The sequence below is a fragment of the Streptomyces endocoffeicus genome, from assembly GCF_016741935.1.
Lineage (GTDB): Bacteria > Actinomycetota > Actinomycetes > Streptomycetales > Streptomycetaceae > Streptomyces > Streptomyces endocoffeicus.
On record NZ_JAERRG010000021.1, the window covers coordinates 194411 to 213016 of the forward strand.

Here is an 18606-nt window from a genome sequence, read left to right on the forward strand (position 1 = left end):
GGTGCTGCCTTCCTGAGCAGGTGGGAGCAGGGCGGGCTACTTGATCGCGCCGGCGGAGAGGCCCTTTTCGAAGAACTTCTGCAGGCACAGGTAGGCGATGACGACCGGGAGGCAGATCAGGATGAGAGCGGCGAAGATCTTCGGCTCGTCCGATCCGTAGGTGCTGGTGAAGTAGAGGGGAATGGTCGTCACCGTCTGCATGTCCTGGTCCTGGAAGAACAGCAGCGGCAGGAAGAAGTCGTTCCAGGCCTGCAGGAATGCCCACACGATGACTACGGCGGTGATGGGACGGGACAACGGGAGCACGACCCGGACGAGCGTCCCGAAGCTCGTGCAGCCGTCCAGCTTCGCCGCCTCCAGGACCTCGTCGGGGATGCCGACCAGGTAGTTCTTCGTCAGCAGCAGCGTGAACGGCATGATCGTGGTGGCCAGCGGCAGGATGACCGCGAGGTAGTTGTCGAACAATCCGATGCGCTGGACCATGAGGAACAGCGGGACGATCAGAGCGATCGTGGGGAGGACCAGGCCCGCCAGGATGGCGTTGAAGACTAGTTTCTTCCCGGTGAAGTGCATCTTGGCGAAGGCGAACCCGGCCAGCATGGTGCAGACATAGACGAGGGCGACGACGCCCAGCGAGATGATGGCGCTGTTCAGCATCGACCTGCCGATGGGCGTCTGGGTCAGCACCGCCTTGTAGTTGGCCGCCGCCCCCGCCCCGTCGAAGGACGTCGCCACGATGGCGACGAGCACACACGCGAACGGCAAGGCAACGCCCGTCGCTGCGATCTGGCAGATGATTCTCGTGGTGAGACTCGGCCGATTGAACATCTACTCCTCCCCGAAGCGGTAGGCGCGGATCTGAACCATGGAGAGCAGCAGGGCAAGGATGACCAGCACGATGGACAGCGCGGCTGAGTACCCGGCGTGGAACTGATCGATGACCTGCTCGTAGATATAGGTGGTGACGAACTCCGTGCCGCGTCCCGGCCCGCCGCCGGTCGTCAGGTAGACCAGGTCAAACGTCTTGAGAGCACCGATGCACCCGGTCAGAGCGAGCGTGGCGTGGGTGCCACGGAGCTGGGGAACCAGTACCAGGCGGAACGTCTGCCACCCGCTCGCGCCGTCGAGGGCTGCCGCTTCGAACAGGTTCTGGTCGAGCTGAGAGATCGCCGCCTGGTAGAGCAGGAAGCTCAGGCCGGTCCATTGCCAGATGTTCACCGCCGCGAGGGCGTAGAGGGCCAGCTGCGGATCGGCGAGCCAGGCGGTGTCGGATGCCGGCAAGCCGATGCTGCTGAGCAGCGCGTTGAGCGAACCCTGCGGACTCAGGATGCTGCGGAAGGCGGTTGCGACAACAGCGGGCGCGAGGACCACCGGAACGAAAAGCACGATCTTGTACAGCGGTCGCGCGAAAACGGCATTGCCGCTCAGGAGCACCGCCATGAAAAGCCCCAGCGCCATCTGAATCAGGATCGTCAGAACGGCGAACACCACGAAGTGGGCGATCGTCTGCCAGAACGCCGGGTCGGTGGCGATCCGTGCGTAGTTGCTGAGACCCGCCGGTTCGGACACCGGGTCGATGCCGTTCCAGTCGCGGGTGCTGATCCAGCCGGTGTAGCCGATGCCGACGTAGACGATGCCGACGACCAGGATCAGCACGGGCAGGATGTACAGCCACGGCACGTACCTGGCCTGGCCCGAGGCGGCGGGGGCGCGGCCGGCGGCAGGGCGCTTTGTCGCGGGAGCGGCATCCAGCACGGGGGCGGGATTCCGGTTCATCGACGCCACTCCCTTACTTCGCCGAGTCGACGGCGTCGTGCACGGATTGGGCGCCGGCCTCGGGGGAGCTCTGTCCCGAGGCCACGGAGGACAGCGCCAAGCCCAGGGCGGTCTGCACATCCGCGGTCGGGATCTGGCGCGGACCGATGAGATTGGCCAGCTGCTTCGCCTGCTCCTTGAGTGCCGCCTTGCCGGCCTTGTTCACCACGTCGCTGTCATCCACGGGCACGGACTTGAGGGCCGGCTGGCCCGCGAGCGTCGAACCCATCATCTTCTGCGCCGTTTTGCTCGCGGTGAGCCACTTGACGAACGTGAACGCAGCGGCTCGATGCGCAGATTTCGCGGAGATGGACCAGCCGACATCCGGGCCGCCGAAAAGCCGGCCGTTCTCCTTGGCGTCGCCGACCACGTCCGGGAAGGGAGCGGGCAGGAACACCTGCGACTTCATCTGGTCACCGTATGTGCCTGCCAGGATCGCCAGCTGCTTCTTGCTCATGTTGCCGTCCTGGAAGGTGCCGAGGAGAACGAATGCGGCCTGCCCCTTGAAGAAAGCGTCGTTGGCGTCGGGGGACTGAGTCTGGCCGAGTGCACCGGGTTGCATGATCCCGTTGGAGAAGAGGCTCTTCCAGATCTCGAAGGCCCGGACAAAGGCCGGGGAGTCGAAGGTGGCCGAGCCCTTGCCCTGGACGGCGTCGTAGAAGGCGCCGGGGGCGATCTGGTTGATGATCGACTGGAACATGTCGATGTTCACCCAGTCGTCCTTGGCGCCCTGCATGAAGCAGGTTTTGCCGATGGCTTCGAGCTTCTTGCAGGCCGTGAGCCAGCCGTCGAGGGTGGCGGGAGGTCCGGGGATGCCGACCCGCTCCAGCAGCCCCTTGCTGTACCAGAGGGTCCCGGCGCCTGTGATCATCCACGGAAGCGCGACCTGCTTACCCTTGGCCGTGAGCTGGCCTGTTTCTGCGAGCTTGTGCCGCCAGTCGGAGCCGATGCTCTTCGACGCGAGCGGGGCGAGGTCCACGGTCAGGGGGGCGAAGTTGGTGGTGATCGCGCCGGCCTGTACGCCGAAGACGTCGGGCCCCGAACTCGTGGTGGCGGCGAGACGGACGGCGTTGACGTAGTTGCTGTATTGGATGTAGCGGTGCTGGACGGTGATGTGCGGATGTTCCTTCTCGAACACGCTGATCCACTGCTTGCTCGAGGCGGTGTTCGGATTCCAGGACCACCAGGTGATGGTCTGCTCGACGTCGCCTGCGACCTGGTGGCTGGGTCCGCCGGACGTGCATGCGCTCAGCCCGAGAGCGGTCAGCGCGGCCAGGGCGGCGGCCGTGCGTGTGCGCCACCGTGTGCGTGATCGAAACATCATTGTTTCTTCCTTCGTTGATGAAGGCTCACCGCCGTGAATCGATTCATGAATCGATTCACGGAGTGTGGCATACTGCCTTCATGGAGCGCAACGGGTTGGCCGACGCAGATTCCCGGGGTGGTGGAAGACCCCTCCGGGTCAAGGACGTGGCCGCCAGGGCAGGGGTGTCGGTCGGCACCGTTTCCAATGTCCTCAACGGCCGCAAGACCGTCGCCCCCGACTATGTCGATCGAGTGATGCAGGCCGTCAAGGAGCTTGGTTTCCTGCCGAACGACGCCGCGCGGACGCTGCGTGCGGGGTCGAGCCGTGTCATCGGTTTCGTGATCGCCGAACAGGACAACCCCGTCTATACCGACGTGGTGCGCGGGGCGGAGGAGGAGGCTGAGCACAGCGGAGGCATCGTTCTGATCGGGCACAGCCGCAGAAAACACGACCGAGAAGCCTTCTACCTCGGTGCATTCGCGGCACAGCGCGCCCGCGGCGTGGTCATCCAGCCCTACGGTGACGTCGCGGCCGAACTGGGGCGACTGCGCTCCCAGGGCACACCCACGGTCGTGCTCGACGCCGGCCGGTCCGGCTGGGGCGGCTCATCCATCTCCATGGACGGCGAGGAGGGTGGGCGGCTGGCCGCCCGGCACCTGGTCGAGGTCGGCCGGCGACGGCTCGCTTTCGTCGGCGGCCCGTTGGATTTCCTCGCGGTGGAGCAGCGCGTTCGTGGTGCGCGAGCCGGCGCGGAGGGCGTCGTGCCCATCGAGGCCTTCGAGATCCCGGATATGACGATCGAGGAGGGGCACGGAGTCGGCAGCCAGATAGCCCTGCGCCCCGCTGGCGAACGGCCAGATGGCATCTTCGCCGGCAACGATCTCGTCGCCCTCGGCCTCCTCAACGCCTTCACGCAGGCCGGGATCAGGGTCCCCGACGACATCTCGATCGTTGGATACGACGACATCGGGCTCGCGGCCACCGCGTGGGTGCCGCTCACGTCGATCCGCCAGCCGCGGGAGGAGACCGGAGCGGCCGCTGTCCGGATCATCGACGAAGAGCGACGCGAGGACCTTCCCGCACGGCACTTGCAGCTCCGGCCCGAGCTGGTGATCCGCGCGTCGTCCTGGCCGGGGAGATCAGCAGCGAACAGCTGATGCGGCACGGGTGGTGGGCCATTGTTATCGCCAACACGATCGGTGCGCGACCAGGCCCACGCCCTGGTTCGAACAGGGTCGCGTCGTGCTCTTCCTCGAGCGCGCCTGCGCCTGCCGAATATCTCGTCCGTGCAGGTCACGCGGCATGTCTGTATTCATGGAGGATGCTGCCAAGGCGGTCGTGGCGTCGTACGCCGAGGCTGTTTAGCTTGTCAGGATCGGCGATTGGTGAGGGCAGTGGGTGTAGCGGTCGGGCGTTCGCGATGCCCTGGTGCGGTCGGTGGGAGTTGTAGAACTCCTCGAACTCTGCGGGTGCCGATAAATCATCCGTGCAGTTCATGCCGCGTGCTGGTATTCGTGGAGGGTTCCGCCGAGTCGGTCTCGTCTGTGGATTTCCAGATGAACGAGTTGGGCTTGTTGGGTGATGGGCGCGGGTAGCGGGCGGCACGGGGCCGCCTGTTCCAGGGTCCTGTGGGGGCGGTGCTCGTTGTAGAAGGATTCGTTCTCGCGCAGGGCTGCACGATCCACTCCGCGGTGGGGTGTGCCGTGGCGCCGAGGATCCTGGAAGCTTCCCCTTGCGATTGGACACCTGGAGAACAGGTACGCGGGCGGCTCCGCGCGTGCTGGAGGGAAGGCCGGACCCTGACGGCCGGAGCCCGGACAGTGGGCGTGGGCCCGGCCTCACTCCAGAAAGTGGGTCAGGCCGACCGGGCGGCAAGCTTTTCGATGAATTCTTCCCGATTGACGACGGCACGCCTGTGCACACCGCGCAGGACTGCGCCGTGGCTGTCGCGGCCTTCCACGGAGAAGGTGAGCTTCTTTCCGTCGATACCGGTCAGCGTGGCGGTAATGGTGATGGTGTCGCCAGTGAGCGTGGGGGCGAGATGCGTCGAGTCGTGGGCCAGCCCCACGGTCATCGCCGAGGCAAAGACCACGCTCTCGATCACCTTCATTGCGGTGATCTCGCTCAGCCACAAGAGGACCGGAGTGGACAGCACATCGAGGTCGTTACCCCAGTTCTTCGCGGAGTCTTCGGCGGTGACGGTGTGCGTCAGCGTGGCCGATGTGCCGACCAGTGCGGAGAATTCGGCTCCCAGAATGGGGGTGGACATCATACTCCTTCGTTGTCGGTGGGACGTGGCGTCAGGCCGTGGCTGAGATAGCAAGTCTGCGCATCTGGTTGAAGACGTTCTTACGCTGCATCTCCGTGGTTCCACCGGCGATTACGGTGCCCAGGGCATCCTTGAGGGCCCGAGCATGCGGACCCTCCATGTAGCCGAGGTGTCCGTAAACGCGCAGCGCGGTCTCGGTGCCGAGCTTCAGCGTCTCGCCGGCGTGGTACTTGGCGACGGAGCACATCAAAGATGCCTGCGGTGAGTTCTGCATGAGCGCGTCCAGCGCGCCGTAGGAGACCCATCGCGTCGCTTCAATGGCGAACTTCGCGTCCGTGATGCGCCCCTGGACGTACTGGTGGTCAGCGATCGGCACCTTGAAGGCATGCCTGCGGGACGTGTAATCGAGCACCTCGTCGAGCAGCGGGTCGAGGTAGGCGGCGGCCAGTACTCCATACAGCAGACGGTCCAAGGAGATGGTGTTGTAGATGGCCTCGATGCCGCCCCCGATAGCGCCGACTATGTTCTTCGCCTCCACCACGACACTGTCCAGCGCGATGGGGCCGGTGGGGCTCGTGCGGTTGCCCATCATGTGCTCGACCGGCCCCTGCTGAACGCCCCTGTCCTTCAGATCAACCATGAACAGGGTGATGTCGTGCTCCCCGTGCTCGGGAACGCGGCCGAGGATCAGCGCAACATCCGCGACGGGGCCGTTCGTGATGTGATCCTTGTGGCCCGTCAGCAGGTAGCGGCCTTCCACTCGGGTGGCCGAGGTCGCGATACGGGTGACGTCCGACCCACCGGTGGTCTCGGTCAGGGCAGTCGCGCCGACATCTCCGCCGAGCAGTCGCGGAAGCCAGTGGCCCTTCTGCTCCTCATTACCGTAGATCAGCAACGAGCGGATCAGCCCAGCCTGGGCCACCATGGAGAGGCAGAAACCAATGTCACGCCCAGCTGAAGCGATACCTTCGAACGCAGCGACGAAGTCCCACCAAGTGCCGCCGTTTCCGCCCCACTCGACAGGAACTGCCAGTCGCCACATCCCGGCGTCGCTCAACTCCTGCCAGGAATCGCGGTCCAGGCGACCTTCCTTGGAGCACTCCTCGGCACGCTTGGCCACTGTTGCGGCAGCCAGATCCCGGAAGTGGGCACGCAGATTGGTGTCAGAAAAGTGATGAATCATTGTGTTGTGTCCTTGTTGAGACGGAGGACGTGCGGGGAGAGTAGGTCCGGCCTGCCGACCCGGATGCAGCGGTAGCGGTCAGCAACCCGAGCACAGCAGTTGACTCGCGTCGGCTACGGGTGCAGCGGGCGACAGACGGGTCAGGGCGCGGTCAAGCCGCACGGCGAGCTCGTCCAGCTCGGTGTCAGTCGAGACCAGAGGAGGCGCCACCATGACCGACTCAAGGGCGGGCGATACCCCTGACGGGTACAACAGCAAGCCCTCGCGACGGGCAGCCTCGACAAGGTCCAGGGACGTTCCCGGAAACCGCGAAGCATCGCTATGAACACCAAGGGCCATCTGCATCCCCACACCCCGGACGTCGCTGATCACCCGGTGTCGCTGTCGCAGGCCCTGCAGAAGCTCGTGCAGATGCTCACCAGCCTCGGCGGCGTGTGCCGGGACATCATGGGCTTTCAGATATTCCACGACGGCCAGACCAGCGGCTGCGGACAGTGGCGTACCCGCCATGGTGTGCCCGAACAACAAAGTACCGAGCGGCTGCCCGGCGGCGTCGGCGACTTTGTCGGATGCCAAAAGCGCTGCGATCGGTGCGAATCCTGCGGAAATTCCCTTGCCCAGAACCATGACGTCAGGGGTGATGCCGGCGTGCTCACACCCAAACCACCGACCGGTTCGCCCCAGGCCGGACATGACTTCGTCGGCGATGAGAAGGAACTGGTGCTGGTCGGCCAGTTCCCGCAGTCGGCGCAGGGTCTCCGGGGCAGTGGGGACTGCTCCGGAAGAGGCTCCGCCGACTGGTTCGATCATCACGGCGCTCAGGTTGGCCGGACCGATGCGCTCGATCGCTGCCTCCCAGTCGTGGACGCCGGCGCGCAGTGAGCCGTGCTTCGGCCGCACCCGCGAGACCGTGGCCTGATTGGCGAGCAGTGGCGTGAGGTTCTGTCGCCGTAGCGGATGCCCGGAGGCTCCCAGGGCGCCAGCGGTCATGCCGTGGTAGCTGGGCTCCTCCGTGAGGACCGTGCACTTGAACGGACGATATGCGCGGGCGTGTATAAGCGTTGCGAGGCGCAGCGCCATCTCGATGGCTTCCGAACCCGAGTTGCAGTATTCAACGTGTTTGAGATCACCCGGTGCGAGTTCCACCAACAGCTCCGTAAGCCGCATCAGCGGCTGGGAGCGGAACTGCGTCCGGTACGCGTAGCATGCCCGATCGATCTGCTCATGCATGCGGGAGGTGACTTCCGGCACGGAGTGCCCGAGATTGACGTTGATTGCGCCGGAGCAGCCGTCGAGATACTCGAGTCCTTCCTGGTCGTAGACGTACACACCTGTGGCATGACTGACAACGGGCAGCATGAATCGGATTCCTCACGTTCATTCCAGCCGACACGGGGAGAAGGCCCAAGTTGAAGTGGCTGTTTGTCCAGGGGAAGTGAAGGCAGTAGCAGACGCGCCAGAAGAGATAGTGACCGCAGTGGGCGGCTATGGCGGTCAGTACCAGGTCAGCACTGTGGCTGCTGCAGTCATGCCCCCGCCCACGGCCGCGAGGAGCACTCGCTCGCCACGTCGAAGGGGCCGACGGGCGTGATCGCGTGCGAGGGTCAGGGGAATAGAGGCTGCGGCCGTGTTGCCGAGCGTTGGCGCGGATACCGCCAGCCGGTCTTGCTCGACGCCCATCGCCTCGGCGAGGCTGTGCACCAGACGTGTGTTTCCTTGATGGAACACGACCCGGTCGATAACCTCGATGCTCATACCAGCCTGTTCCAGAGCTTGTTGAGCCGCCTTGGGGACGAATTGCAGCCCCCAGTCGCGGACCGCTCGCCCCTCCATACGGAAGAAGTGCTCGCCTGCCTGTAAGCGTTCAGCGGTGAGCGGTCGCCGGGTTCCCCCGGCCTCCACCCGCACGAGGGACGCAGCCTCGCCATCGGCGATCAGCGAAGCGCCCTGGATGCCATAACCCTCGGGAACCCTGCCGAGCAGAACGGCACCTGCCCCATCACCGAAAAGGCTCACGGTGCGCCGGTCGGCGCGGTCCATGATGGACGAATACTTATCGGCGCCTATCACCAGGGCGTAGTCAGCGCCAACGCGCGTGGCCATCAGCGCCTCCGCGACGGTCAACCCGTACAAGAAACCGGAGCACACCGCGTTTACGTCGAATGAAGGCACCTGCTTCAGTCCAAGCCGACGCTGCACAAAACTCGCCGTCGCCGGTTGCGGCTGATCCGGGGTGGCCGTCGCCAGCACGAGAGCCCCCACCGACTCGGCCACCCCAGGGTTCGTCAGTAGCGGCAGAGCCGCACGCGTGGCCAACTCCGAAGTGGAAACATCTTCCTCAGCATAGCGCCGTTCGACTATCCCCGTCCGCGATTCGATCCACCCCTCTTCGATAACCGCCCATTGCCCGATCTGTTCGTTATTCACGACGAGAGGCGGGACATATCCGCCAATAGAAACGATCCCAATGGGCACAGATTCCTCCTCATACGTTTGCCAAGTGAGCACCCGGTGCACCCATGAAAGCCGCCCAGCCCCCTAAGCCCTCTGCGAAGGTCTTCGCCAGGTTCTCCGTGGCGGCGTCCAGAGCGGCATCGGTCCGTGCAGACAGAGGGAACAGTTGCCACGGACGGGTGCTGCCACTGGTCGGCGCCTTCGGCAGCTCCTCGACAATGGCGAAGGCGTTGGTGTCGCTCCATCAGCGCGCGCTGGCCGCTGATCGAGGGTGCCGTGAAACCGGCCCGGTCGGCAGCGTCGTTGTTGACGGCCGAGCCCTGAGTAGATCCCGCCCTCGGCCGACCAGTAGCCCGACACCACGGGCGGCTCCACCTCGACTCCGCCCGCGACCGCGGTCTCGCATTCGCCGTTCATCAGCGACCGGCACGCCATGTGGACCGCGACGAGCGACGACGAACAGGCGGTCGCCACGTTGACGCTGGGACCGGTCAGTCCCAGCTTGTAGGAAACGGTCGGCGCGACGTAGTCGTTCGTGTTACCGATCGAGACCGTCATCTGCCCCAAGGCCTGTACGCGCTCCTGGTGGTGGCTGACGTTCTGCGGCTCGTAGGCGTTCGGAGCGCTGCCGGCGAAGACACCTACCCGTCCAGGAACGGAGAACGGATCGTAGCCGGCGTCCTCCAGCGCGGTGTGCACGGACTCCGGGAACAGCCGGTGCTGAGGATCCCGGACCTCCGCCTCCCGGGGGTGCTCATTTCTCTCCTGGTTCGACGTAGATGTGGGCACGGCAAAGTACCTCCCTCGGCGGGGCGCCTTCAGTCGGTTAACGGCAAAAACAAGGTGCTGGTGCGGATGCTCAGATGTGGTGGGAGCAGATTATCCGGCAGGGCCGGCTGACCGTCGCCGCCTTTATGGAAGGGGTGACCGAATCACCCCCCTTGGGTCCAAAGACTATCGGCCGTAGGTAGGCCGCGCCTCGTCCGGTGCGGCCAAATCCGCAACATCGACTTGTTCGGCCCAGCCAGCGGCAATCGGCCTTCGGCCGCAGAATTGTGCGCCCGGTCGACTCTCCTGAGGCGTACACAAAATCGACTGGAACACTCGGCGAACGGTGTCCACAGACAGCGGGACACGGTTCTTCGGCACTTTTCGTGAAGTAAGTCAACTGGCTAGCGGATACGGCGCTCGAGGAGGCCGAATCCGGCGCGTCCATAGTGCCGACGCTCGAGTATCCTAAAATTCACGTGAAATCTGCTAGGTGATCATGTTACCCCGGCGCCGCCACGGACTTGGGAGATGGCTTGAGCGGCACGACAGAGTTCATGGAGAAGTGGCCGGTGTTCGGCCGGTACGAGCAGGCGGCAGCCTGGGGGCTGGCCCAGTAGCCGTGTTCGTGGCCGATCGAGCGCTTCCAGCCGCAAACGCTATGCAGTCGACGGGTGTTGTAGAAGTCGGTGGTCCAGGTCGCGATCCGGATCCGGGCCTTGGCGCGGGTGGAAGGTGTGCTGGTGGACGTGCTTCGCCTTCAGTACGCTGCTCGAACGCCTCGCCGACGACGGTGCTGCCCCTATGGATGTCAAGCGGCGTCTCGGGCTGGTTCCGTGCGGTGTGCCGGGGTGGTTTTGGGCACCACGGGGCGGCCGTCTGCCCGGCCTGGTCAGCCTCCGCCGTCTGCGTACCTTCCGCGCGTCCAGGCCGAACTCGGACGTGATCTTCGCGATGGTGTTCACCGAGGCCCGTCAGCCGTGCCTCACCAGCCTCATCCAGATCTTCGGCGAGACGAAGGCGCCGCTGGAGGCGTCGAACTCCTCTTTCACCGCTTCGGTCGGATGCGAACCGTACTGGTTCGTCGGATGGTTCCAGAGCCCTTGGCCTGTCGTGCCCGAGCCGGTGTCCCGCGCCGGGATTCGCGGTCTCCATGTCTCAGCCGCCGCCTCATCGTGGTTGGTCACCGTGCCGCCTCGTCATCCGGGCGGAGGCACGCACAAACGCTTGCGCTAAAGGTGACGGCAACGCTGCTCTGCTCCTCTCACAGTTGCCGCAGATACTGTTCAGGTGCCTGCGTCAAGCTGGGGCCACAGCCCGGAGGACCCCGTCAACGAGCGCTGGCAGTGATCGCGGGGGTCGTCAACGCTGGGGCGTGCTGCGGCTCACGGTCGTGGCCTGAACGGCCTCTTCCTTGGCACGTGTGTGTCGTGATGCCCCATGTCGCTGTGCCACTGACGATTCTCGATTACGCCTGGGTCGCGGTCTTCTGCTTGAGGCGTTCGTAGGGGGTGTGGCCGCCGAGGCCGCCGTGGGGGCGATGGTAGTTGTGGTAGTCCTCCCACTCGCGCAGCTTGTCGTTGAAGACCTCGGCGTCGTCGATGACGACGCCGTCGAGCAGGCGGTAGAACTCCTCGGCGTCGATGCGATGGGATCGTTCGACCTTGCCGTTCAGCCGCGGAGTTCGGGGTTTGATGTAGGTGTGGGCGATGCCCTTGTCGAGAACGTGCCAGTGGAAGGCGGACTGGAACTCGGCACCGTTGTCGGTCTGGATGACCTCGACCTGGAATGGCAGGCGCTGGAGGACGTAGTCGAGGAACTGGATGGCGGTCTTCTGGTTCAGCTGCAGTCGTCGATGGCGGTGAACTGGTAGTACTTGTTGCGTCCGCCACGCCTTCCCTGGGCTGTGTTGGCGAGCGGTTCGATGAACTTGACGTCGATCTGGACGCGGTGACCGGGCAACTGCTTCTCGTACCGCTTCCACCACTTGTCGTGGCGCTTGTAGCGCTGGGAGGCCGGAAGGCGGCCCATGTCCAGGCGGTGCAGGATCCGCCACACACCCGACTGGCTGATGGTGATGTCGTGGTACCGCTTGAGGTACATCGCGATCTTCTCCGGGCCGAAGTGGTAGTTCTGCCGCAGATAGATGATCTTCCCGACCACCTCGACGTGCGTCGCGTTCGGCGATGTCTTCGGGGCCTTGGAGCGGGTGCGCAGGCCCTCGACGCCCTCGGCCTGGTAGCGCCGGTACCAGGTGTAGTACGCCTGCCGGCTGAACCCGAAATAGCGGCAGGACATCGCGACGTTCCCGGTGACCTCTTCGACATGGCGTATCACCGCCAGCCGCCGCTTGGCCCCACGGTCAAGCGGCGGGGTGGTGAGAGTGGACTTCGGCATGTGGATCTCCGTAGTGATCGGAGACCCAGGTGTCAATGATGATCGTCAGTATTAGAGCCCGTGATGTTCCGGGCATGGCGAACACGAGCATCTGGCTGAAAGTACCGTGAGGTGCAAGCGATACGGGCGGGTGTACGATCAATCCCGCCGCTGGCAGGGACGGCGCCCTGCTGCCGGCTTCACCGGATGGCAGCGCAAGCCCGGGTGCCGATACCGCGGGCCTGACATCTGAGACCTCAAGACCGAGTCGACACCTGTGTCGACTTCCGTGACACAGAGCCGGGGCTGGGGCGAGGGGGATCTTCAGCACAACCTCCATCGACATCCTTACCAAACCGAACAGCCATGGCCTCCGGCATGTCTCCGGCAGCCGACCACCGGGCCTGCTGCCGTGCCGCCGAGGCGGGCCGCCGCGCCGGTGGCCGCCACGGTCGGCCGCGGAAGTTCGAATCAACTGTACTGACAACAGTCGGTGTCGGCCTGCACCGGACCGTGCTAGAGAGACTCCACCTCGGCCTCCGCCAAGAAAAGCGCACCGTTTCTTCGAGGCGAACTCCCTCCGGGTGGCCATGGCTGAGGAGCTATCACCAGCACATCTCACACATGTCTAGGGGAAGAAGATGAGTCCCGCCGAAAACCAGGCCCCGTCGGTATCACCACTGGCCTTCAGGCCTGCTGGGATACTCCTGCACGAAGACGACGCTCAGCCGACTGCGGCCGAGCCCAACACTCCCAGGGCCGGTGTCCGTGAGGGGAACGCCTGTCGGTCGGACGGAAAGCTGAGCGCTGCCGTCGATCTGCTGGAAGCCCGGATCGACAGAGTGGCGGCCACCATGGTCCGCGCCTACCGGACGGAGATCGCCGCCTACGGCGAGATCACCGATGAATCACTGCTGCAAGACATACTTCACGTCTGCTCGGACACGGTCCGCTGCTGCCTTGAGGCCATGCGGCGCGGGCAGCTGCGCGACGAGGAACTGATGTCACTGACGGAAGGAGCCAGGCGTCGTGCCACACAGGGCATCAATCGCGAAGCGGTGCTACGCGCGTATCGCGTCGGGGCACGGGTGCTGTGTGAGGAGATAGTGAGCACGCTCGCGGCCGACAGCGCCGTCGGCGAGCGGGACATCGGAGCGACGGCGGCATGGGTCCTGGAGTTCGCCGACCTGGTCTGCGTGGCGGCCGCCGCAGCCTACTCGGACCAGGTCGCGCGCATGGCCCGCGCCCCGGAGCGGTACCACCGTTCCCAGCTGCTCGACGCCGTACTCGCGGGCACCTGGACCGAGCGCCACCGGCAGACCGACACGTTCGCCGTCCCCCACTGTGTCGCCGTGGCGCAGATCCAGGCGACGGCGACCTTCGCCGACCTGGAGGGCATCGGGCGGGCCATGGTGAGCAAAGCGGGCGCGTCGTCTTGGACCGTACGGCATCGGACCGTCGTGGCGACGCTCGAAATACCCAACGGGACGAGCAGAGACCACCTCATCCGCCGGCTGAGGCCGCTGGTCGCCGGTCAGGTGGTGGGCTTCGGGCTGGGATACATGGCGGAAGGCGCCGCTCAGACGCGGCACAGTTACGCTGAAGCACTCGACGCGCTGCGCATCGGTATGGACACCGCGCCGCAACGCGGCGCACAACCCGTGTACGACTACAATGCGCTGGCCCCGCTGATCGCCATGCTCGCCGAGCCGGACCGGGCACGGAGATTCGTCAGCGCCGCCCTGGAGCCGCTCTCGCCGATGATGGACCGTGACTGGGTACTGCCCACCATCGATGCGTACCTGTCGCGCTGGGGCCGGTTGAAAGAGGTCGCCTCCGCGCTGGGGGTGCATCAGAACACCGTGAAGTACCGGGTGGGCGAATTACGGCCGTTCGTCGATCTGACCGCTGGCGGCGACCGGGCTGCGATGCTCCTGCTTGCGGTGCGTGTGCACGAGCACCTTGCCACCGTGCACGCCGAGCCCTCCTGCGGCGGGAGCGGGACGTCACCACTTCGCAACCACGATCGATTAGTTTGAGCCCGGAGCGGAATCCCGGTAGCGGAGGAGAGCAGGCACCCAGAACACGCGAGTGCGCCTCTCCCGCTCGGTAAACGGGGCATGACCGCCCGGCGCATGAGGGAAAACATCCTAAGCGAGCACAGATACCATCCCGACTGACGACCTTTCTTAATAATAAGGTAAAAATTCACTCACGACGAGGGAAATCGCACCCCGTCCGCATTCCGCTCGGTCGCCCCCGACCGGCGGCTTCCCGTACGGCCGCACCCCCCCCGAGAAGTACCGCGCGCCAACGACGACCTGACTGGCGAATAGAGCCAAGTTACCGTGGGATACTTTGGCTCGCTGTGACGAGGTGCGATCGTCACACCTGCCGATACCGTTACGGCTGCGGATATCGAATTAGGCAAACCCGTTCCAGCCGGCGGCACCCGACCGGCGTCGACCCAGCCCCCGACTCCCCGGTCGCGCCGCCGAACCATTCGAAATCTCGAGAATCCGCACAGCAATCGCCGACCCCCGTTGCCCCTTCGACGTGGCGCCATCACCTTGCTCTTTCCGCGATGACGTCGATACTCGGCGTCGGACCCGACAGGCATCTGGAGAGAAATATTAAATTCTCAAAGATTCGCGCTCATGGGACTCGGCTGTTGACTTTCCGGCACCCGCGGCTGCCCGATCCTGTTGCCCATTGTGGTTATGCGGTGAGGGTGTGCTTGAGTCGGGTGAGGTGGCTGGTGCGGGTGCGGTCCAGGGGGCGGTCGTTCCACCAGGCGTTTAAGCGGATCAGGTTGAGTGCGACGGCGGAGTAGATGTGTTCGAGATGGGTCTTCGCCAGGCCTCGGTAGCGAGCGCGGCGTGTGTCGGTGACGGCGGTGGCTTGCCGGATGGTGCCCTCGATGCCGGAGCGTAGGGCGTAGTCGGTGTTCCAGTCCTTGGTCTTCTGCCGGGTTCGGGTGTGCCGGAGTGCCTCGGTCATCTGTCTGGGGTGGAGGGAGAGTTGGCGGCGGTTCTTCTTCGCGGTGGTGCACTGGGGTTTGAAGGGGCAGGGGATGCAGTCGAGGGCGGCGAAGCTGACCACGGTCTTGGGGATACCTTCGCTCACGACGGGGTTCCAGGTGGCGCTGGTATGCCCGGCGGGGCAGGTGGCCTTCTCGGTTTCCCAGTCGATGGTGAAGTCGGTGGCGGCGAAGCCCGTCTGGGCTTTGGCCTGCGGGGAGGTGTCGAGCAGGACCGGTGTGATCAGTGCGATGCCGTAGGTCTTCACTGAGCCGTGGATGAGTTCGGCGGTGGCGTAGCCGGAGTCGAGATGGTGCTCATCGGGCAGCAGCCCGCGTTGCTGGAGACGGTGGTGGACTGCGGGGAGAGTCTTGCTGTCCGGCACTGTGGAGCTGGTGGTGGCGATGTTCGTGATCAGGTTCGGGCGTGTGCGTGCTGCTTCGGGGGCGGAGGTGCAGGTTTCGCTGATGTGGAGTTTGTAGCCGTTCCAGAAGATGTCGCGTTTGGCGGACCAGCGGGCGTCGGTGTCATAAGGCGAGGACAGCCGTAGGTGGGCGGGCGGGCGGCCGTCACCGCCCTCGTCGGTCTTCTCCCGCCGCTTGACGACCTCGCGGCCGCCTCGTGTGGTGGTGCGGGTGTAGTTCTGCAGCAGTACACACCGCAGGACCTGCACCGCGGGGAGCTCGCGCAGCCAGACCGGGGAGCCGGAGTGGTAGACCGCGCCCAGCAGGGCGAAGCCGTCCCGGGCGAAGTCCACGGCCAGTTTCTGCTGCTTGGTCCGGGAGGTGGGCAGGCGCCAGCTGTCCACCCGTGGTCCGTACCGCTTGCTCCATGAGGTCACGTCCACTGTCTGTGCGACCCAGTCCGCATCCGCGCAGGTCAGCGCTTCCAGTGCGGCGCGAACCGCTTCCCCGGCCAGCTCCAGCCGGTTCAGGTCGCGCACCGCCGCGGTCACGTGGGTGGAGTCTGTGCGCTGCTTGCCTCCTGCGGCCAGCAGGCCTTGTTCGACCAGCCTGGCCACCAAGAAGTCCAGCACCTTCTCTTCCAGGCCATGGGCGGCGACCCGGGTACGGAACTGGGACAGGACACTGAAATCGAAGCCGGGATCCTCCAGGCCCAGTCCGAGCGCGTAGGACCACGAGAGTTTGTCCCGCACCGCCTCGGCGGCCTGCCGGTCGGTCAGGTTCTCGGCCATCTGCAGCACCGTGACCAGTGCCAAGCGGCCAGGTGACCAGCCACGCGGCCCCGTCACCGCGAACGCTTCCGCGAACTCGGCATCCGCGAACAACTCACCGAGCCGATCACGCTCCACAACCGGCAGCGGCACCTGACGTCCCCGGTACTTTGCCCGTACCGCCCGAGCCACCTCCGGCGCCGGCTCCGGCCACGACTGCGGCTCCATCGACACGGAACCCCTCCCGCTCCGTGACCGGGAACGAGAAGGACCGGCCACCAGACCAGCCTGCCGCAACGATCAACACCCCGACCAGCACAAACAGTAAATGGGCAACAGGATCCTGCGCTTGCCGGAAATCTCATCCGTCCTGGTGGGGGCGGGTGCATCGGGTTTCCCTAAATCTGGCCGCGGTCGCTAGAGCTGGCGCTCTCGCGCAGCTGCTGTCAGCGCGTCATGATGATCGATCGTGTTGCTGCGACTGGCTTACCTGGGTGTGTCGAACGCGTACGCGATGCTTCGCCTGCTGCCGATGACCGACCGGGACAAGGACGCGGAGGTCCTCGCTCTGCGCCACCAGATCACCGTGCTGGAGCGCCAACTCGACAAGGACAAGATCCGGTTCACGCCCAGCGATCGGGCGTATCTGGGAGCGCTGCTGCACCGGCTGCCCCTGCACGTCCTGCGAAGATTACGGCTGCTCGTACGCCCCGACACGGTGCTGCGTTGGCGGCAGACTGATCACGGATCTTCGGTTCTCCTCGACGTTCACCCCGGGGTCTTCACCAGCGCAGGGCCCCGGCGGCATCATGATCTGTCGTGCTGCTGCGTCTGGCCTACCTCGCCGCAACCAACGCCCTGGCGTTCCTACGGCTCCTGCCGATGAGCGACAGAGAGAAGGACGTCGAGATCCTCGTACTCCGGCACCAACTGCGGGTCCCGCAACGCCGGGTCGGTAAGCCGACCGGGCGTTTCCCCTTGATCGTGGACACCCTGATCATTGGATCGTGATGATCCATAGGACAGGAGTGCTCGTTGGGGACGTCGAAGTACTCGCCTGAGTTCCGGGCCGATGCCGTCGCGCTGTACCACGCGAGCCCTGGTGGGACGTACGCGTCGGTGGCCAAGGACCTGGGCGTCAACCACGAGACGCTCCGCACGTGGGTGCGGGATGCCGAGCAGGCAGCCCGGCCCGGGGCGGTGGAGGCCACCGCGATGGAGAAGGAGAACCGGCAGCTGCGGGCGCGGGTGAAGGAACTCGAGCTCGAGCGGGAGATCCTGCGGAGGGCCGCGAAGTATTTTGCGGCGGAGACCAGCTGGTGAGCAGCCGCTTCCAGTTCGTCGAGGATCACCGTGGCGCCTTCGGCGTCAAGCGGCTGTGCCGGATACTCGCGCTCTCGCGTTCCGGCTTCTACCGATGGCTGGCCGGCGCGGACGTGCGGGCCAGCCGGGCCCGGGCGGACGCCGAGCTCGCCGAACGCATCGCCCAGATCCATCAGGAATCGGACGGTACCTACGGGGTCCCGCGCGTCACCGCCGAGCTGAGGGACTCCGGTCGGCGGGTCAATCACAAGCGCGTCGAGCGCGTCATGCGCAAGTTCCACATCGTCGGGCTGCACCTGCGCAAGAAGGTCCCCCTATTCCCGAGCCGTCAGCGACACCGGTGCCGGACCTGCTCCAGCGGGATTTCACCGCCCAGGAGCCGAACACCAAGTACGTGGGCGACATAACCTGTCTCCCCGTCGGCAACGGCCAATTCCTTTATCTGGCAACCGTGTTGGATTTGTGCTCGAAACGCCCGGCAGGTTGGTCGATCGCCGACCACATGCGCGCCGAGCTGATAACCGACGCGCTCAAGGCCGCCGCGAGAGCCCGGGGTGCCGACGGACTGCGCGGGGCAATCTTCCACAGCGACAACGGGGCGCAATATGTGTCGAAGGAGTTCGCCCAGGCCTGCTCGGAGCTGGGCGTGACCAGATCGCGCGGCGCGGTCGGCACAAGCGCGGACAACGCCGCCGCGGAGAGTCTGAATGCGACCATGAAGCGCGAGACGCTGCAGGGGCGGAAGCGGTGGAACGGGGCGCGTGAGGCCCGCCTCGCGGTCTTCCGCTGGGCAACTCGCTACAACACCTGCCGACGGCACTCCCGCCTCGGCCAGATCAGCCCGATCACCTACGAACAGCGATCAACTACGCTGGTCACCGCCGCATGACAACCGGTGTCCACGCTCAAGGGGAAAGC

At 65.4% G+C, this 18606-nt stretch carries 14 protein-coding genes and 3 pseudogenes; 5 read left to right on the top strand and 12 right to left on the bottom strand.

The window, feature by feature from the left end; all coding sequences use genetic code 11:
- Positions 1-36 precede the first annotated feature (36 nt).
- Genes JK364_RS38390 through JK364_RS38400 form a run of 3 tightly spaced genes read right to left on the bottom strand, consistent with a single transcriptional unit; the run spans position 37 to position 3139 of the window.
- Positions 37-828 carry a carbohydrate ABC transporter permease gene (locus tag JK364_RS38390; protein ID WP_201856028.1) on the bottom strand — a complete coding sequence of 264 codons (792 nt, stop codon included), beginning with the start codon at positions 826-828 and terminating at the stop codon, positions 37-39.
- Positions 829-1776: a carbohydrate ABC transporter permease gene (locus JK364_RS38395; RefSeq protein WP_201856029.1), complete on the bottom strand. Its 948-nt coding sequence runs from the start codon at positions 1774-1776 to the stop codon at positions 829-831.
- 13 nt (positions 1777-1789) lie between these two features.
- Positions 1790-3139, bottom strand: coding sequence for an ABC transporter substrate-binding protein (locus tag JK364_RS38400; protein ID WP_201856030.1), 1350 nt, complete (start codon positions 3137-3139; stop codon positions 1790-1792).
- Positions 3140-3219: 80 nt separating this feature from the next.
- Between JK364_RS38400 and JK364_RS38405 the strand changes: the two genes are divergently transcribed.
- Complete coding sequence (locus JK364_RS38405; protein WP_201856031.1) at positions 3220-4278, top strand: LacI family DNA-binding transcriptional regulator; 1059 nt, start codon at positions 3220-3222, stop codon at positions 4276-4278.
- Positions 4279-4614: 336 nt separating this feature from the next.
- On the opposite strand, the pseudogene JK364_RS55880 reads toward JK364_RS38405, so the two are convergent.
- The 8 genes and pseudogenes from JK364_RS55880 to JK364_RS58510 form a co-directional block, all read right to left on the bottom strand.
- Positions 4615-4794: pseudogene (locus tag JK364_RS55880) on the bottom strand (integrase); the annotation flags it as partial.
- Between the two features lie 182 nt (positions 4795-4976).
- Positions 4977-5390, bottom strand: a complete 414-nt coding sequence (locus JK364_RS38410; protein ID WP_230993116.1) for a thioesterase family protein — start codon at positions 5388-5390, stop codon at positions 4977-4979.
- 31 nt (positions 5391-5421) lie between these two features.
- On the bottom strand, positions 5422-6573 hold the full coding sequence (locus JK364_RS38415) for an acyl-CoA dehydrogenase family protein (RefSeq protein WP_201856033.1): 1152 nt from the start codon (positions 6571-6573) through the stop codon (positions 5422-5424).
- Positions 6574-6651: 78 nt separating this feature from the next.
- Entirely contained in the window at positions 6652-7932 is a 1281-nt protein-coding gene (locus JK364_RS38420) for an aminotransferase class III-fold pyridoxal phosphate-dependent enzyme (RefSeq protein WP_201856034.1), read from the bottom strand.
- A gap of 135 nt (positions 7933-8067) precedes the next feature.
- Positions 8068-9090 carry a 3-oxoacyl-ACP synthase III family protein gene (locus JK364_RS38425; protein WP_307841501.1) on the bottom strand — a complete coding sequence of 341 codons (1023 nt, stop codon included), beginning with the start codon at positions 9088-9090 and terminating at the stop codon, positions 8068-8070.
- Between the two features lie 21 nt (positions 9091-9111).
- Complete coding sequence (locus tag JK364_RS57705; RefSeq protein ID WP_307841502.1) at positions 9112-9816, bottom strand: beta-ketoacyl synthase N-terminal-like domain-containing protein; 705 nt, start codon at positions 9814-9816, stop codon at positions 9112-9114.
- A gap of 953 nt (positions 9817-10769) precedes the next feature.
- Positions 10770-10982, bottom strand: coding sequence for a hypothetical protein (locus JK364_RS55890; protein ID WP_230993117.1), 213 nt, complete (start codon positions 10980-10982; stop codon positions 10770-10772).
- Positions 10983-11263: 281 nt separating this feature from the next.
- Positions 11264-12192, bottom strand: a pseudogene (locus tag JK364_RS58510) (IS481 family transposase).
- Positions 12193-12812: 620 nt separating this feature from the next.
- On the opposite strand from JK364_RS58510, the gene JK364_RS38445 reads away from it, so the two are divergent.
- Positions 12813-14210 (top strand): PucR family transcriptional regulator, encoded by a 1398-nt coding sequence (locus tag JK364_RS38445; RefSeq protein ID WP_504942402.1) that lies wholly within the window; start codon positions 12813-12815, stop codon positions 14208-14210.
- 679 nt (positions 14211-14889) lie between these two features.
- Here the strand turns inward: JK364_RS38445 and JK364_RS38450 are convergent.
- Entirely contained in the window at positions 14890-16593 is a 1704-nt protein-coding gene (locus tag JK364_RS38450; protein ID WP_201856057.1) for an IS1182 family transposase, read from the bottom strand.
- A gap of 241 nt (positions 16594-16834) precedes the next feature.
- On the opposite strand from JK364_RS38450, the gene JK364_RS55905 reads away from it, so the two are divergent.
- The 3 genes and pseudogenes from JK364_RS55905 to JK364_RS38465 all read left to right on the top strand — a co-directional run bounded on the left by JK364_RS55905 (position 16835) and on the right by JK364_RS38465 (position 18577).
- Entirely contained in the window at positions 16835-17251 is a 417-nt protein-coding gene (locus JK364_RS55905; protein WP_230993119.1) for a hypothetical protein, read from the top strand.
- Positions 17248-17376, top strand: a complete 129-nt coding sequence (locus tag JK364_RS58200) for a hypothetical protein (protein ID WP_372462057.1) — start codon at positions 17248-17250, stop codon at positions 17374-17376. Before JK364_RS55905 ends, JK364_RS58200 begins: the two co-directional genes overlap by 4 nt.
- A 24-nt stretch (positions 17377-17400) precedes the next feature.
- Positions 17401-18577: pseudogene (locus tag JK364_RS38465) on the top strand (IS3 family transposase).
- Positions 18578-18606: the final 29 nt, after the last annotated feature.